General features: G+C 36.4%; 11 protein-coding genes. All 11 read right to left on the minus strand.

The window, feature by feature from the left end; translation table 11 throughout:
- Positions 1–571: response regulator (locus tag AACZ92_RS03640; RefSeq protein WP_339697238.1), on the minus strand; the 571-nt coding region annotated here is incomplete at its 3' end.
- Positions 572–574: 3 nt separating this feature from the next.
- The gene (locus tag AACZ92_RS03645) at positions 575–1,654 is read right to left on the minus strand and encodes a HAMP domain-containing sensor histidine kinase (protein WP_339697240.1); all 1,080 of its coding nucleotides are present in this window, start codon (positions 1,652–1,654) and stop codon (positions 575–577) included.
- A 204-nt stretch (positions 1,655–1,858) separates the two neighbouring features.
- Positions 1,859–3,247, minus strand: coding sequence for an NAD(P)(+) transhydrogenase (Re/Si-specific) subunit beta (locus AACZ92_RS03650; RefSeq protein WP_339697242.1), 1,389 nt, complete (start codon positions 3,245–3,247; stop codon positions 1,859–1,861).
- Positions 3,248–3,253: 6 nt separating this feature from the next.
- Positions 3,254–3,550 (minus strand): NAD(P) transhydrogenase subunit alpha, encoded by a 297-nt coding sequence (locus tag AACZ92_RS03655; RefSeq protein WP_339697244.1) that lies wholly within the window; start codon positions 3,548–3,550, stop codon positions 3,254–3,256.
- 1 nt (position 3,551) lies between these two features.
- A complete protein-coding gene (locus AACZ92_RS03660) occupies positions 3,552–4,667 on the minus strand; it encodes an NAD(P) transhydrogenase subunit alpha (RefSeq protein WP_339697246.1) in 1,116 nt (371 codons plus the stop codon).
- 374 nt (positions 4,668–5,041) lie between these two features.
- Positions 5,042–6,457, minus strand: coding sequence for a TolC family protein (locus AACZ92_RS03665; RefSeq protein ID WP_339697248.1), 1,416 nt, complete (start codon positions 6,455–6,457; stop codon positions 5,042–5,044).
- A 26-nt stretch (positions 6,458–6,483) separates the two neighbouring features.
- On the minus strand, positions 6,484–7,152 hold the full coding sequence (locus tag AACZ92_RS03670) for an ABC transporter ATP-binding protein (RefSeq protein WP_339697250.1): 669 nt from the start codon (positions 7,150–7,152) through the stop codon (positions 6,484–6,486).
- Between the two features lie 59 nt (positions 7,153–7,211).
- Positions 7,212–9,629 (minus strand): ABC transporter permease, encoded by a 2,418-nt coding sequence (locus AACZ92_RS03675; protein WP_339697253.1) that lies wholly within the window; start codon positions 9,627–9,629, stop codon positions 7,212–7,214.
- 112 nt (positions 9,630–9,741) lie between these two features.
- A complete protein-coding gene (locus tag AACZ92_RS03680) occupies positions 9,742–12,141 on the minus strand; it encodes an FtsX-like permease family protein (protein WP_339697255.1) in 2,400 nt (799 codons plus the stop codon).
- Positions 12,142–12,253: 112 nt separating this feature from the next.
- On the minus strand, positions 12,254–14,674 hold the full coding sequence (locus AACZ92_RS03685) for an FtsX-like permease family protein (RefSeq protein ID WP_339697257.1): 2,421 nt from the start codon (positions 14,672–14,674) through the stop codon (positions 12,254–12,256).
- Positions 14,675–14,701: 27 nt separating this feature from the next.
- The gene (locus AACZ92_RS03690) at positions 14,702–17,062 is read right to left on the minus strand and encodes an ABC transporter permease (RefSeq protein ID WP_339697259.1); all 2,361 of its coding nucleotides are present in this window, start codon (positions 17,060–17,062) and stop codon (positions 14,702–14,704) included.
- Between the last annotated feature and the right edge of the window lie 93 nt (positions 17,063–17,155).

The following is a 17,155-nucleotide window of genomic DNA, read 5'->3' on the forward strand; positions in this document are numbered from 1 at the left end:
GAGCCACAAGTTCTTTTCCAGTACCACTCTCCCCTTTTATAAAAATGGTAGCTTTATTATTCTTTACACGCTCGATAATTTGAATTATATCGTTTATTTTTTCCGAAGAACCAATTATATCGCCATATGGTTCGCTGTCTTGATTGGCTGGTTTAGTTACAGCCGTTTCATTTGTAGAAATTTTTGGGTTGTTATTTGTATCGGCTTGTAACGTGCCATCCACAGCCGTTTTTAATTCATCTTTGGTGAAAGGTTTTGTGAGGTACGCCACCACACCAGATTTAATTGCGTTAAGCGAATCTTGTATAGAAGGATATCCAGTTACTACCAATTTGGGTAAATTTGGATAGTGTTCTGAAACAAATTTAATAAGTTCGAACCCATCAATTTCAGGCATTTTCAGGTCGGTAATCAACAAATCGATTCGGGTATCACGCAAAATAGTGACTGCTTCTTTTACCGAAACAGCTCGATACGTATGAAAATTCCACGAACGTAAATGACGTTGTAACAATTCCAATATATCGATATCATCATCTACAATAAGTATGTTTTCACTGCGTAACTGCATAGGTTATGATTTTGGAAGCCTAACGGTAAAGGTAGCACCTTTGTTTTTATTATTTTCGGCCTTGATAGTTCCTTTATGGCTCAATACGATACCGTGCACCACGCTAAGGCCCAAACCTGATCCATCGCCTGTGGGTTTTGTACTGAAAAAAGGTTGAAATATTTTCTCAAGATCTTTTTTAGGAAGTCCTGGACCTTCATCGGAAATTATAAGGGCATTTTCTGTTTCTGTCTGAAATGCTTTAATAGTCACCAATCCATTTTTAGGCGAAAAGTAAATGGCGTTTATTATTAAATTGAATATAATCTGCGTTAACTGAATAGTATCGGCTTTCAGCCACAATTCTTCTTCTTCAATTTTCACGACATATTTTACTTCTTCCTTACGAAAGGTAGCATCAAGCAAGCTAATGGCATCTCTAATATTGGGGACAATGTTTACTTTCTTCATTTCCTGAGGCATTTCGCAGGCAAAAAACATCAGTTTTTTTACTACCTCTCTAGAAAATATGGCGTTATGAATAATTTTATCTAAATCACTTGAAACATTCTTTTCGTTTTTGAATTCATCTTTCAACAATTCAGCAAAACCTAGGATATTGGCCAATGGTGTATTTAATTCGTGAGCAATTCCTGCTGTTATTTCGCCAATGATACTCAAACGATCGGCACGTTCCATTTGTCGTTTTAAAGAAGCTTCGTTCTCCTTAATTTCAATGCGTTCTAGTAAGTTTTCAATCTTTAGAGCTACATTGTCTAACAACTGCTGTTCCTCTCTTAAAAAAGCACTTTTATCAGCAGTTAAAGATGCTATTATTTTTCCATTAAGTTTGTTGAAAACCTTAATTTCGCTGCTGAGACCGACGTTTTCATCTACATTTCCCGTTTTAAAAGAGTTAATAGATGTTTCGATTGCTATTTCAGTATATTTAGGAAATTGAAAGGCTTTTTTTAAACTATTTGCAATTGCTTTTAAGGTTTCATCTAACTCTTCAACATTAGCACTGACGATAATTGATGATACTTCATATAAACAAGTTAATTCTTTTATTCGTTCTTGTAAGGCTTCTTCTGTATGCGACATGTGCTAGATTTTAGAAGTTTAAAATTTCATTATCACCAAATGGTATCGTGTTACAAAAACTAAGCTTTCTTCTATACTCTAAAAATAGGAAAAGTCTGTTGAGTAGCTGCCTAAATTAATAGAATAACCACGGCGACAGTTGTTTTTCAAAGAAAATTGAGGGAATTTTAAAACCGTTTGCTTTAAAAAGCAGCTATCATCTTATTAAATTAATTTTAATTGATTGATTATATTTTGCAAAGAATCTTTAGCATCTCCAAACAATAAGTTACAATTGTCCATTCCAAACAAATCGTTTGAAACGCCTGCATACCCATTACTCATTCCTCGTTTCATCACCACTGTTTGCTTACTTTGATATGCTTTAACAATAGGCATCCCGTAGATAGGACTATCTTGATTGTTTTCTGCAGCTGGGTTTACCACATCGTTTGCCCCGATTATCAAGACCATATCGTAATGGGCCATATCGCCATTTACTTGATCCATTTCTTTTAAGTGTTCGTAATCTATATTTGCTTCAGCAAGTAACACATTCATATGTCCAGGCATTCTTCCTGCGACAGGGTGTATGATAAAATCTACTTGGGCATCTCTCTTTTCTAAAAGTTGTTGTAGTTGACCACAAAGATGTTGTCCTTGAGCCACCGCAAGACCATATCCTGGGATTATTGCAATTTTATTGGCAAAAGATAGCTGCATAGCTGTTTCGGAAACGGTTGTTTCCTTTATATTTTGCGCTTTTGTATCTTCGGCTACTTTTCCTTTTTTAAATTTCCCCGCCAATACCTTAAGCAAAGAACGGTTCATCGCTCTACACATTAATAACGTCAATAGAATTCCTGCTGCGCCAACAAAAATACCACCCGCAATCATCGCTTTGTTACCATAGACAAAACCTGCCAAAGCGGTAGCAATACCAGTAATTGAATTTAGCAACGAAATTACAACTGGCATATCGGCACCACCAATGGGCAATACAAATAAAACACCATACACCAACGCAATGAACGCCATTGCATACGCTAATATTTCAAAAGATATGGGTAGTACTCCTACGAAATATAAAATAGGCATCACAAAAAATAACACCAATAGGATTCTGGAACCTAAAACAACCATAACATGACGATTGTCTTTCGTTTTTCCGGCAAGTTTTCGATAGGCGACAACACTTCCTGAAGCTGCTACTGCTCCGGTAATCAACCCTAAAAGCAATAAAATTTGCATTCCTAAAAAGGAAGAACTAAAGCCAGCTTGTTTTGCTTCAACAATTCCTAAAAGCATGGCACAACCACCTCCAGTTGCGTTAAATAAAGAAACCAATTGTGGCATGGCGGTCATTTCGACTTTGGAAGCCATAACTTTTCCACCTATTGTACCCAATAATATGGCAACAGCTATTATAATAAGGTTAACAGACGGGACGGTTTGAGTATTGAGCATCCAAAAAGTGCATAATACAGCAATTATCATTCCCGTAGCTGCAATTAAATTACCAATTTTGGCGTGTTTTGGGGAACTCATAAACTTCAATCCACCTAAAAAAGAAACGGTGGCCAATAAATAGCCAACTTCAACTAATACATTCATTTGAAATTATTTTTTCGTGTTGAACATTTTTAACATTCGTCCTGTGACAAAAAAGCCACCCGAAATGTTCAAAGCACCTAGAAATACTGCGATTCCACCTAGGGTGAGAGTTATATAATTTGTTGGTGGAACTTGAAACATCATAATTACGGCACCTACCATAATTACGCCACTAATGGCATTAGCCCCAGACATTAAAGGAGTGTGAAGAATGGCTGGAACGTTTGCTATCACTTCGATACCGATGAAAATACAAAATATTACAAAGTAGATAATATCAAGATTGTTTTGGATAAATTCCATATTATGCGAGTTCAAATTTATTGGTTAATAAAGGGTTTGTTATAGTTCCATTGTCAATCACCTTACTCTTTTCTAACAATATATCGTCTTCTTTGGTTGATTGAATTAAGTATTTCAAGAAATTATAATAGTTTGTTGACAACAATTGTGATGCAGATTGCGACACTTCCCTTGATAAATGCGAATTACCAACGATGGTCACATTATTGTAAACAATGGTTTCTCTGGCTTGGGTCATTTCGCAATTTCCGCCTTGCTCTGCTGCCATATCTATAATTACCGATCCTGATTTCATCGCTTCAATCGATCTTTTTTCGATCAATAAAGGTGCTTTTTTACCAGGTATATTTGCGGTACAGATAACTATATTAGCATTGCGTATGCGCTCGTGGATCAATTCTTTTTGTTTCTTCAGGTATTCTTCAGATTGGGTGACGGCATATCCGCCTGCATCCTTCGCTTCTTCGGCACCTTCCACTTCTACAAATTTGGCTCCAAGGCTCCTGACCTCTTCCCCAGCAGATTTTCGAACGTCGAAAGCTTCTACGACAGCACCTAATCTTTTAGCTGTAGCAATAGCTTGTAGTCCAGCAACGCCCGCTCCTAACACCAATACCTTGGCAGGATTAAGCGTTCCGGCTGCTGTTGTAAACATTGGGAACGAACTGTTGTAATGAGAGATCGCTTTAAGCACAGCTTTATAACCTGCTATAGAAGCCATAGAAGATAAAACATCCATAGACTGCGCCAAGGTGGTTCGAGGTAATAAATCTAAGCTATAAACGGTGGTGTTTTTTTCTACATATTTTTCGGCTCGCTCCGGGTAGAACAACAAATTGAAAATCCCGATCAAGACGTTTTGTTTTCCGTCCAATACAAGATCAGTCACCTCATTAATAGAAAGGATATAATCTGAATTATTTAAAACATTCTTCCGGGTTTGCAAACTTGCTCCCGCTTCTTCGTATTCGGTATCTGAAACTCCAAATCCTTCGCCCAGACCTTTTTCTACTTGAACATCTATTTCTAATAGTTGTGTTAGCTGTTTAACTTCTTTAGGTAAAAAACAAATTCGAGTTTCGAATGCGGGTTCTTTGACCAAACCTATTTTTTTCATATGTTTATTTCAGAATTAGATATAAAATTTAAATTGAAGTGCGATAACACCACATCCTGTTTATAAAGATTATATCTTATTCAAGGGTCGTACCATGAGTAAACCTTTTGAAACAAATGCCAACAATAAACTAACAGCCAGTTCTTTAACTTCAAATAATAAAAATATTCTTGTATTAGGGTCGAGTAATATGAACCCAGTCGGTACTTTTTGTACCAAATAAGTTAAAGTTAAATATAGAAAGTTATTTTTTCTGTGAACGCCATCGCTTTTCTGCGATTGAGTTTAATCTACTTAAGTGAATTGTTTATTCAGAATGAAAGTTCTTTTCAAAAAACTTCAAAAATTGTGGTATTAATAGAAACGACCAATCATTAAATATTCCCTTGATAATACTCTAGAACCTTTACCCGAAGTGCATATTCATATTTTACATTCGCTAGATTCGTTTCGGCATTGTCAAGATTGTTTTTGCTAATAATATATTCTACGCTATTAGAAACACCATTGTTAAACCCAATTTCATTAATTCGGAAAGATTCTTGATATGCTTTTACTTGATCTTGCAGAAGCTTATAGCGTTGAAAAGCTGTCTGCATAGCGCTATAAGATTGGTTTATTGACTGTTTAAGGTTCTGTTTAGTCAATTCGAAAGCTGTTTGGGCTTCTTCTTTTTTAATTTTTTCAAGAGCGACATTATTTTTAGCCCTAAAACCATTAAATATAGGAACACTTACCGCTACTCCTATTGAAGAGTTCAAATTATTGTCAAATTGATCACGATACGGGATTTTACCACTTGTAAAGTTGATTTCTTCCGTGAAAATTGAATAGTCTTGATTATTTATAGTTACAAATTCACCAGTTTCCACAATACTGGTCCCCATTTCATTAAAAAGCCTTGCTGCGCTAGAATAATTTGTATTCAAATTGGCAAAAAAACTAATTTCTGGGATATATTGAGAACGTGCAACAGCAACTCCTTTCTCAGCCGCTTCCAAGCTTAAACCGCTTGCTTTAACCGTGGGGAAAACTTGTAGTGCTTTTTCATAAACTTCTTGTGCCTTATGATTATAACCTTCGAAATCTAATTGTACATTTAAAGGAGCAACCGTTATAGCCTTATTTGTATTAACAAGAGTATTAAGGTTTATTAGTTCGTTTTCAAGTGTATTTTTATTTACTGCGATGTTTGCTGCATCCATCGCCAATTGTCCTTGGAGGTCACGATATTCTGCGGGGTTTCCAGTTTCTTCTTCATATAAACTCTTTAATCTGTCCAACTGTCCTTGGGTAGTTTTTAATCGAGATTCAGCCAGTTTAACCAAATCTTGTGCATTCAATACTTGTAAGTATGTCAAGGTTACATTAAGTATTAAAGCTTGTTTAGCGGCTTCTACTTCCATTTCGGCAGATTCAAGGTTCAATTTTGCTTGTTTCCAACTGTTAATAAGCCTAAACCCGTTAAAAACTATTGCATCCAGCGCTAAACCTGCGTTTGAAAAAGTAAGTTCTTGGTTGATAATACCATTGGTAAAGGGATCGATACTCCGACCACTACTAACTCCTAAGTTATAAGATCCGTTGATGTTAGGCAATAAGGCGTTCTTACTTTGTTTAAAATTTACATCTTGTGTCTCTTTAGATAGCCGAGTTGTTTTAAGGTCAAGGTTGTTTTTTATAGCTAGATCGATGCATTCAGCAAGAGTATGTGCCGTTCTTTCTTCAGTTTGCGAAAAAAGAAACATGGTAGTTGCAAAATATAATGCTATGGAAAGTTTAAAAATCATATTATAAGTGATTGATGAATAGTTTTCTATTTACAGTCTTTTCGTCCATCTAGAAGGTGTATAATTCGCGAACCGTAAGATGCGTTGGCTTCAGAATGTGTAGCTTGAATAATCGTAACTCCTGCCTCGTTAAGCTCTTTAAATAGTTGCATAATTTTTTCGCTTTGTTTCGAGTTAAGATTTCCTGTGGGTTCATCGGCCAAAATCAGTTTTGGTTTTGCAATCAAAGCACGAGCAATGCCTACTAACTGTTGCTGTCCCCCGCTTAACTGACTAGGAAATAAATCCTTTTTACCTACAATATTAAATCGATCTAGCATATCAGCTACTAGTGCTTTTCGTTCAGCCGATTTTACATTTTTGTACAATAAAGGAGTTTCTATGTTTTCATACACAGTAAGCTCATCTATCAAGTGATAGGCCTGAAACACAAACCCAATGTATTCTTTATACAATTTAGACCGGTATTTCTCTTTCATAGTGTGTACCGATTCATCTAGAAACGCATATTCCCCTTCCTGAAAATCATCGAGCATCCCAATAGCATTCAGCAACGTGGATTTACCAGACCCAGAAGGCCCCATAATGGTGATAAACTCACCTTCTTCAACTGTAAGGCTAATGTCATTTAGTAAAAAGACACGCCTTCCACCTTGCGTGACCCATTTGTAAATATGGTTAAGTTGTAGTAACATATTGTATTATTTTTTTATGATTTTTATTCTGAAAGAAATAGCCGTAAGATCTTATTTAGTTATTCCGCTTTTAAACTCTCAACCGGGTTCTTTATAGCAGCCTGTATCGTTCGGAAACTTATAGTAAACACGGCAATTATTAACGCTATAGTACCAGCCATTAGGAAAATCCAAATAGTCAAGTCAATTCGATACGCATAATCTTGAAGCCATTGTGAAGTAGCATACCAAGCAATTGGTGTAGCAATGATAAAAGCAATACCTACAAGTTTTAAGAAATCCTTGGTTAGTAAAAAAGTAATTGTAGATACACTGGCACCAACTACTTTCCGTATGCCAATTTCCTTTTGTCTTTGCGAAACCACCAATAATGAGATAGCAAAAAGACCAATGCAACTTAATATTATTGCCAAGATAGAACCACTAGAAATCATTGTTATCATAGTTCGTTCCTTTACCAAGGTTCTTTCTATATTTTCATCTAAAAAGGAGCCTAAAAACTCTGTATCTGGCTCAAGTCTATCCCAAGCTGCTTTTACAGTAGTAAACGATTGAGCTAAGTTATCTGGCGCAACCTTAACATAAGCGTGATACAGTGGTTTTTTTGAATTCATAAAAAAGCTCATTGGCTCAATAGATTTATTCATGCTTTGAAAATTATAATCTTTGACCACTCCTATTACAGAAAACTGAATTGAATCGTTTAAAATGAATCGAATATTTAATGGATCTTCTTCTCCAAATTCTTTAACCATCGCCTCGTTTATAACTACCGAAAGACTATCTGCTGCATATTCTCTTTTAAAGGATCTTCCCTGCAAGAGCGGCATATCTAATGTTTGTGGATAATCATAATCCACAAAAAGGAGGTTTGTTTTTACTTCACGACCTTTATATTCAAAACCCATAATACTTGTAGAAGTACTACCGTCCTTTCCAAGACCTAAAATATTATTTGAAGCGGTAACACTCATAATATTGGGTTTTGTTAAAAGTTCATTTCGCATTAATTGCAACAACTGCTTACGGTCCTTTTTAGTTTTTAAAGGAAAGGCAATTACTTGTTCTTTATTAAATCCCAGGTCTTTGTTTCTCAGGTAGTTCAATTGTTCTCGCAATACTAAGGTGCTACTTATAAGTAAAATGGCAATACCAAACTGCACTACAATAAGAGCATTCCGCACCCGGTTTCTACCTGAAGTCTCCAGCTTCCCTTTCAATGCATGGAGAGTGCCTAGTTTACTCATTAAAAAAGCTGGATATCCACCAGCAATGAGCGTTATAAGTAATAAGGATATAATTAAGCCAATTATAATTGTTGGGGTTGCTACTAACTCAAATGATGCACTAGTACGAAATAAAGTTTGAAAAGTATTTAGTAATGAAAAAGCCAATAATGCTCCCAAAATTACCGCGATACTAAAAATTAAGATGCTTTCTCCCCAAAACTGGAAGAATAGTTGGGTTTTTCCTGCTCCTAAAGTTTTTCGCATTCCAATTTCACGAAGTCTTTGTGAGCCTTTAGCAATGCTCATATTTATAAAATTGATGCTTGCAATAAACAAAATGAGAAACGCTATGCCTAATATCACATATTGTAGCGTTTTACTAACTTTTACCTCAGCGGCGTTTAAATCCGTAAAACTAACGTCCTCAAATGGCAAAAGGTGTATCTGTCTGTATTGACCTTCTGCATTTGGTTTCGCACCATCCCGTTTAGCATTTGTTATATCATCTGTAAAATGAAGCGTTGAAAATTCTTGGGTAGATTTTTCAAATTTTCTGGGAGAAATACCCTCTGCTAATTGTAAATAAACAGGGTGATTATGTGCGTCCCAACGATCCTTTTTGCTTTTGTAAAATGAATCTGGTAAATCCATAAAATTAAAAATCGCCCCAAAACGTAAAGAACTTGCTTCAGGAAAGTCTTTTAAAATTGCTGATACCGTTACAGGCGTTTCTTTACCGTCACGTTTTATACTAATGGTTTTGCCGATGGCCTTTTCGCTACCAAATATTTTCTTTGCTGTTTCTTCTGTTAACGCAACTGTTGATCTTTCTATTGGATTGTTTTTATTACCCTCTAAAATAGGAAAGGAGAAAATTTCAAAAAATTCTGGATCTGCCCAAGAAGAACCTATGCTCAGGGTTTTATTTTTATAGGTAAGAAGTGGTCCACCAGTTGCATAACGGGTTATTTTTTTTACACCGGGCACTTCACTTTTTAAGGCAGCTGCAAAAGGAATAGGATTGGCATCACTAGATTCTGGCCCTTTTGGGGTCTGAGAGGTAGTATATACTTGATAAATTGAACCTTTATTTTCGTGGAATTTATCGTATGATAATTCAAATAAGGCGTAGGTGCTTAGTAAAAAAGCAATTCCAAATGCTGTTGTTAAGCCAATAATATTTAGAACCGTAAAAGTTCTATCCTTCCAAAGGTTTCGTAAGGCGATTTTGAAATAATTTCTAAACATAACTATTTATTTTTTGATTGGACTTCGATACAATTCTGAAATGCTTAGCTTTCGGAATCACTTAGCCACCTTTATTATAACTTCACTCAATTTTTAATTTCTAAATACTGGATCATTCTGTTCTTAGACTCTTTACAGGGTTTGCGATTGCTGTTTTTATGGCTTGAAAACTTACTGTAATTAAAGCAATACAGATTGCAAGAAGCCCTGCAACCGCAAAAACCCACCAATTAATCTCTGTGCGATAAGCAAAGTCCAATAACCAAGTATTCATAATCCAATAAGCAACTGGAGCCGCAATTACAAATGCAATTAATACCAACTTTAAAAAATCTTTGGTCAACAAGCTGGTAACTCCAGATATGCTGGCACCTAAAACTTTACGAATGCCAATTTCTTTAGTTCGTGCTTCAGCTGTAAATGCGGCCAACCCAAATAATCCCAAACAAGCTATAAAAATGGCTAATAAGGAAAAAGTGGTTGCTGTTTGAGCTGTTTTCTCTTCCGAAGCATATAAATTTGCAACGTGTGTATCTAAAAACTGATAGTCAAAAGCGGTATTTGGTAAATTACCAGTAAAGCTTTTTTGCAATTGCCCCATAAACTCTGAAAGATTCGAGGTATTATATCTAATCAGCAACGTGCGTATCGATTCTGGAGCATTATTCGATTTGTAATACATATATCCGCCAACATCTTCTTTCAATGAATTATAGTTGAAGTTTTCTACTACTCCTGTAACGATAGATTTATCACCCAATTCGGTGTTTATATATTTTCCAACAGCTTCTTCGGGCGTTTTATATCCCAAATAGCTAGTAATTTTTTCATTTATTAAGGTGTAAATAATAGAATCGCCCTTAACAAGGGTTTTAGGCAGCGGATTACCTGCTAGCAGGTTAAGCTGCATGGTTTCTACAACAAAACCGTCGGTACGACAACTCGCTATGGGCATTCCAGTATTGTCGGTACTTAATTTTCGTACAGACCGACCACTTTCATTCTCACCTGGGATGGATTGTACGGCGGAAAGACTTTCTACACTCGTCTGTCTTTTTAAATCGTTTATTACATTCTGAATTTGTTGTCGGCTTTCAGCAGATTTAACGGAAAGCGCTACAACACCATTAGGGTTATATCCTAACTTTTTGTTTCTAATAAAATCCATTTGCTGAAATATGATGGTAACAGCAATAATTAAAATAATGGAGGCGGCAAATTGAAATACCACAAGCCCCTTTCTTATAACATTGGCTACAGCATATTTTTTCTTCGATTTGTTTACCAACGATAACGGAGAAATACTCGACATAGAGAGTGCTGGGTAGCTTCCCGCAATTAGGGTGACCAAAATCCAAGTTACAACAAGACTTAGTATGATTGCAGGAGACAATAATCCAGTATAATTAAGTTCATTTCCTGTAATGCTTCGGAATAAAGGAAGTGCCAAAAATGAAATTCCATATCCTATAATTATGGAAATGAAAACGAGGATACCCGTTTCTATATAAAAAAGGGAAAGTATTTGCTTGCGATTTGCACCTAGAATTTTGTTCATACCAATTCCCTTAGATCGTTTTTGAGAGTTAGCGGTTGCAAGGTTCATATAATTGATACAGGCAATAAGCAAAACCAAAATAGAGAGGAACAGCAAACTTTTTATGGTGCTGATATTCCCCAATCGAGACGAGTATCCCTCTCTGATATCTGTAGAATACAAATGTATTTTTGTTAATGGTTGAAAAAAGAATTTTGTAAAATATTGCCCTTCCTTATCCACATATTTATCAATTAGTTTGCTGGACTGTTTTTGCACTTCGGCAATATTTGCATTAGGCTGAAGCTGCACGTAGGTTTCATAACTAGCATTGCTCCAATACACATTGGTGCCCATCCAAGAGTCCATGATGTTATAGACTAAATCGCAGTCAATCACACTATTTTTAGGCAAATCCTTATAAACGCCAGAGACCTGAAGACTATCACGATTATTTACCGAAATAATTTTTCCCATAGCATCTTCGCTTCCAAACAATCGCTTTTTTGCTGATTGCGAAAGCACAATGGATTTTGGTCGTGAAAAAGCATCTTGACTATTACCTTGAATAAAATTGAAATCGAACATGTTAAATAGAGCGGAGTCTGCCAGATACAAACCATTCTCATTAAAATTCTTGTCGCCTATTTCTAACGAAGCGGTAGCGCCAAAATCATCTTTAATAAGTCGCGTCATATTTTTGGTCTGCGGAATATCTTGTAAAATGGCTGGTCCCACTGCGTTTGGCATGGTAGCCCACGTTTCAAAATCATATTCTTCGGAAGTCTCCATATTCACTATATATATATCTTCTGAATTTGAATACATGGTATCAAAACTCAGCTCCTTATTTATAAAGGCGAATAGGAGAATACAAACGCATAATCCAATGGCCAATCCAGCTATGTTAAGAGCTGTGAAAAGTTTATTAACGCGTATGTTTCGCCAAGCTATTTTAAAATAATTTCTAAACATAATTGTTCGCTTTTTTATTGGACTTCGATGCGATTCTGAAATAATCCGCTTTCAGAATCACTCAGCCACTTTTATTATAACTTCACTCAATTTTTAATTACTAAACACTGAATCATTCTGTTCGTAAACTTTTTACTGGGTTTGCAATTGCTGATTTTATAGCTTGAAAACCTACTGTTAAAATTGTTATCGCTACAGCAAAACCGCCTGCAATTATAAAAACCCACCATTCAATTGTTATTCGGTACGGAAAATCTTGTAGCCAGTTTTGCATGACGTAATAGGCAAGTGGAGAAGCTATAACAAAGGCGATACCCACCAGTTTCAGAAAGTCTTTGGTTAACAAACGGACTACGTTTTGTACACTCGCTCCAAGTACTTTCCTGACGCCTATTTCTTTTTTCTTCTGTTCTGCAATAAAGGAGATTAATCCAAATAGCCCCAAACAACTTATCAAGATTGCTAGAGAGGTAAATACAACCGAAATTTTGCCTAAGCGTTTTTCTTCAGCATATAACTTTTCAACTTCTTTATCTACAAACGTGTAAATAAATGGAGTGTTAGGGTTCATGGTACTCCACGAAGTTTCAAGATTATTTAAAAGGGTTTCGTAGTCTTGAGTTTCAGCTTTTAAAATTATCCAGCCTGGCCAGGTTTCATTAAAGAGCAACATGGGTGCTATTTCTTCTTTTAAAGATGCGAAATGATAATTATCTGTTACACCTACAATTTCAAACTCATCAACTTCGCCTTCGTAGGTTTGGATAAGCTTGGATCCAACAGCATTTTCTAATGGAATGTTGAAAGCATCAATTGTAGCTTTATTTACCAAAACCTGAATGCTATCGTTGCTACGGAGCGTACGCCCTGTAAGTAAAGAGGTTCCAACGGTTTTAAGGTAGTTGGGGCTAACACCATCGTAGTGCACCAACGTTTGATCGGCTGGGTTTCCGCCTGGAAGCGTTAAGCCTAGATCGCCTATAATAAACTCTGAAGGATAATGATTACTTCCAGAAACTTCAGCAACGCCATTAATTGTTTCAAAATTTGACTTTATAGCATTAAAATTTGCTGAAACTTGCTGGGTTCCTAATCGCACGGCAACGAGGTTGTCTTTATTGTAACCCATGTCCATCTTTTGGGAATGTTTTACCTGTTGGGTAATGATAATAACGGAAGAGATCAATCCAATGGAAACTACAAATTGAAATACGACCAAACCTTTTCGCAGGTTCCCACTACCTAAATTGAGGGTTGCTGATCCTTTTAAAACTTTTACTGGCTTAATTCCAGAAAGGATGATTGCAGGGTATAGCCCTGCAATTAAGCCTGTAAGAGTCCCTAAAATTAAAAGAGATGCTAAAATTTTCCAATCAAACAAGGCTGAGTAACCTATAGAGCCTTCTGTTAGTGTATTTAAAAAAGGCAATGCCAAGGCGGTTAAAGGAATACTGATAATCGACGCAAATAAAGATAACAATATGGATTCCCCTAAAAATTGACGGACGAGTGTACCTTTATCAGCACCAATTGCTTTCCGCACCCCAATTTCCTTAGCTCGCTTGTTCGCACGTGCTGTACTAAGGTTGATAAAATTAATACAGGCTACCAATTGAATAAACAATGCCAAAATAAGAAGCATATAGATATAGTTGATATCTGAAACGTTATCAATTTGGTTGCGAATTCCTTTTGAATATAAATGAATGTCCGATACCTTTTGAAGGTAAAGCGATTTTTTGAACCCAACTGCGGCCAAATCCTTTGCCCCATACTTTTGTAAAAATCTAGGAAGTTTTGACTCCAGATGTCCAGAATCTGCACCCGGTTTCAGTTTGATATAACTCAGCACAAAGTTTTGTGTTGCAAAATTTTGGATTTCCATGACACGCTCTCCGGTTCCACCAGAATTCATGGTTAAAATATAATTTGGGTTTAAATGCGTTTTACCATAATCATCCTTAAAAACCCCTTTTATAGTGAGGGTTTGTTCTTCCTCACCACTCCCAAGGACCAATGTTTTGTTTAGTGCCTTCTTTTTTCCAAATAGTTTTTTTGCTAATGTTTCTGAAAGCACAATGGAGTTTGGTACGTTTAAGGCTCCTTCTCGTTCTCCTTCAATAAAGGGATAGTCAAATAGTTTGAAAAAAGTGGAGTCTGCCAAATACCCGCGAGACTCGTAATACGCTTTATCACTATTCGTAACTCTTAAAAGGCTTTCATTTCCTTCACCGAAATAAACTAATCGACACACTTCGGCCACTTCTGGGAAGTCTTCTTTCATTGCAAAGGCAATAGGTGGCGAACTGCCTGCTGAAGGATTCCCGCCATCGTTTCCTTCAATGACGGTTTTGAGCCTATAAAGCGAGGAGGAGTCTTCAAACTGTTGGTCATACCCAAACTGTGCTATAACATAGGTAATGATGCTCAAGCAGCAAATGGTACCTACCGTTAAACCCAGTAAATTAATACCAGTCTGTAGCTTGTTCTTTTGAAGGCTACGCCACGCTATTTTGAAATAATTTCTAAACATAATTGTTCACTTTTTGATTGATAAAAATTATTCAGTCCTAAGACTTTTTACTGGGTTTGCAATTGCTGCTTTAATGGCTTGGAAGCTTACGGTAACCAGTGCGATACATATTGCTATTAAACCTGCAATGACGAATACCCACCAATTAATTTCTGTTCGGTATGCAAAATCTTCTAACCAGTTTTGCATGACGTACCAAGCGATAGGGACCGACACCAAAATGGCTAGAAACACTAGCTTCATAAAGTCTTTTGACAAGAGCCTTACAATCCCCAGAATACTAGAGCCTAAAACCTTACGTACACCTATTTCCTTACGACGTTGTTCTGCTGTGTATGCAGATAGGCCGAAAAGTCCTAAGCAGGAAATAATAATGGCTAAAAGCGCAAAAATTTGAGATAAATTTTCCACTAACTGCTCGCTTTTAAAGCGGTCGTTAAAAGCTTCATCTACAAACCTATATTCAAAAGGAAATCCTGGGTTTTGTGATTTGAGTACGTGTTCTATTTCTTTGAGCGTTTTGTTCATATCTGCCTTGGCTATTGGTTTTATATACAAGTAATCTGCTCCTTCAGCTTGATTGAAAAACATGACGGGATCACTGTTTCCGTACATATCACCGTATAAAAAATCTTTTACAACCCCATTAATCGTGAAAACTTGTTCTTGCCAGTTAATCGTTTTGCCCACCACATGTTCCGTATTCATCAGTTTTGCAAAAGATTCAGATATTAATACGTTGCTACTGTCTGCCGCTTGTGAAGTACCAAAACCTTTCCCTTCCTTGATTTTCATCCCGGTAGTCTTAAAGAGGTTAGGCGTTGCCGTTCTAAAAGAAATCAAAATGTCTTCATTTTCTGGTTTGCCTTGCCATTGTACACTCGAGGTGTTATTCCCTCCAGATAAAATTTGCGAATTCATAAGGCCTGCACTTTGAATTAACCCAGAAGACTGTAGTTCTTGTTCAATAGATTTGAAATTTTTTATGATATTTCCATTTGCTGCAGGTACTTCTATAAGGTTTTCTTTTTCCATTCCTAAGTCTCTATTTTTTACATGCTGCACTTGTTGATATACTATGATGGTGCTTATGATAAAAATGATGGAAGCCGAAAACTGGATAACCACTAAACTTTTTCGTGTAATAGAAGCAGCTCCTGTTTGTCTTTTAGATCCTTTAAGTACATCTATAGGTTTAAAAGATGAAAGGTAAAACGCGGGATAAAGACCGGATAAAAACCCACAGATGAGTGTTATAAAAAGTATTGGTAGAAAATGTAGAGGTTTGGTAAGCGCTAGGCTTAAATTTTTATCTATCAAGGCGTTAAAGTGTGGAATTAAAATCATTAACAGAAAAACACTTACTATGCCGCTCAATAAAGCAGTGAAAACGGCCTCAGTAATAAATTGAAAAATTAACTGTCTTTTACCAGAACCTAAAGCTTTGCGCATTCCCACTTCGTTGGCGCGCTTTTCACTTCGGGCGGTAGCCAAATTCATAAAGTTAATGCAAGCGATGATTAAAATGATGAGTGCTATAAAACTAAATAAACGCACGTATTCAATACGACCTCCACTTATTTCACCATTTTTGAAATTGGATCGTAAATGCCAATCATTCGCCGAAAATAAAATTGCTTCCGTTTCTTGGTCGCCCGATTTGGCAGGAAGTACTGCTTTTACTTTTTCATTTACTTTTTCAAATTCTGCTCCAGCTGTTAATTTTACAAAGGTGTCCGTGAAATTAGAGCCATACCCTTCAGTCCACTCCTTACCGTCAGTAAAATTTTCAAAAGGAACTAGCCAAGAAAATGAAAAACTGGTATTTTCGGGAAAGTTTTCTACAACTCCGGTAACTATAAAATTTGTTTTTTTATCAACCTTTACGTTCTTTCCGATTGCTTCTTGGATATTGCCAAAAAGAATCGAAGCTACCTTTTGAGTAATAACAATTGATTTTTTGTCTTTAAAGGCTTGCTTAGGATTTCCAGCAATAAAATTAAGACCAAAAATATCAAAGAGGTCTTTATCGGCATAACTTCCTTCGCTGTTAATTGATTTCTCGTCAACACTAAGAAGTGAGTTTTTATCACGCTTGCGTGCCGATTTTGTAATTTCAGGTATTTCTGTTTTTAAGACCGCTGCCAAAGGCCCTGGCGTAGCCTCAAAAAAAGTACGCCATTCCCCCTCGTACTTTTGGTTGGTTGGTACGGCATAGACCAGTTCTTTGTCTGCAATAGATTCGTCAAAATTTACTTCATCCTCAACCCAAAGAAGAATTAAGCTCGCGCAGGTAATCCCAATGGCCAACCCAAAAATGTTTAATGCGCTATATCCTTTGTTTTTCCAAAGGTTTCTGAATGCTATTTTAAAATAATTCTTAAACATAATTGTTCGCTTTTTGATTGATGTTTTGGCTTCGAAAGACTTTAGCTTCGCTCAGTGACCGACACTCAGCCACCTTCCCGTTTTTTACTGTCA

This window comes from uncultured Marixanthomonas sp. (genome assembly GCF_963974425.1).
Lineage (GTDB): Bacteria > Bacteroidota > Bacteroidia > Flavobacteriales > Flavobacteriaceae > Marixanthomonas.

What these genes read in the sequence shown, in the direction of transcription:
- AACZ92_RS03660 (WP_339697246.1), bottom strand. Translation starts at nt 4,667, where the DNA reads ATGAAAAAAATAGGTTTGGTCAAAGAACCCGCATTCGAAACTCGAATT.
- AACZ92_RS03645 (WP_339697240.1), bottom strand. Translation starts at nt 1,654, where the DNA reads ATGTCGCATACAGAAGAAGCCTTACAAGAACGAATAAAAGAATTAACT.
- AACZ92_RS03655 (WP_339697244.1), bottom strand. Translation starts at nt 3,550, where the DNA reads ATGGAATTTATCCAAAACAATCTTGATATTATCTACTTTGTAATATTT.
- AACZ92_RS03665 (WP_339697248.1), bottom strand. Translation starts at nt 6,457, where the DNA reads ATGATTTTTAAACTTTCCATAGCATTATATTTTGCAACTACCATGTTT.
- AACZ92_RS03650 (WP_339697242.1), bottom strand. Translation starts at nt 3,247, where the DNA reads ATGAATGTATTAGTTGAAGTTGGCTATTTATTGGCCACCGTTTCTTTT.
- AACZ92_RS03670 (WP_339697250.1), bottom strand. Translation starts at nt 7,152, where the DNA reads ATGTTACTACAACTTAACCATATTTACAAATGGGTCACGCAAGGTGGA.
- AACZ92_RS03680 (WP_339697255.1), bottom strand. Translation starts at nt 12,141, where the DNA reads ATGTTTAGAAATTATTTTAAAATAGCTTGGCGAAACATACGCGTTAAT.
- AACZ92_RS03690 (WP_339697259.1), bottom strand. Translation starts at nt 17,062, where the DNA reads ATGTTTAAGAATTATTTTAAAATAGCATTCAGAAACCTTTGGAAAAAC.
- AACZ92_RS03675 (WP_339697253.1), bottom strand. Translation starts at nt 9,629, where the DNA reads ATGTTTAGAAATTATTTCAAAATCGCCTTACGAAACCTTTGGAAGGAT.
- AACZ92_RS03685 (WP_339697257.1), bottom strand. Translation starts at nt 14,674, where the DNA reads ATGTTTAGAAATTATTTCAAAATAGCGTGGCGTAGCCTTCAAAAGAAC.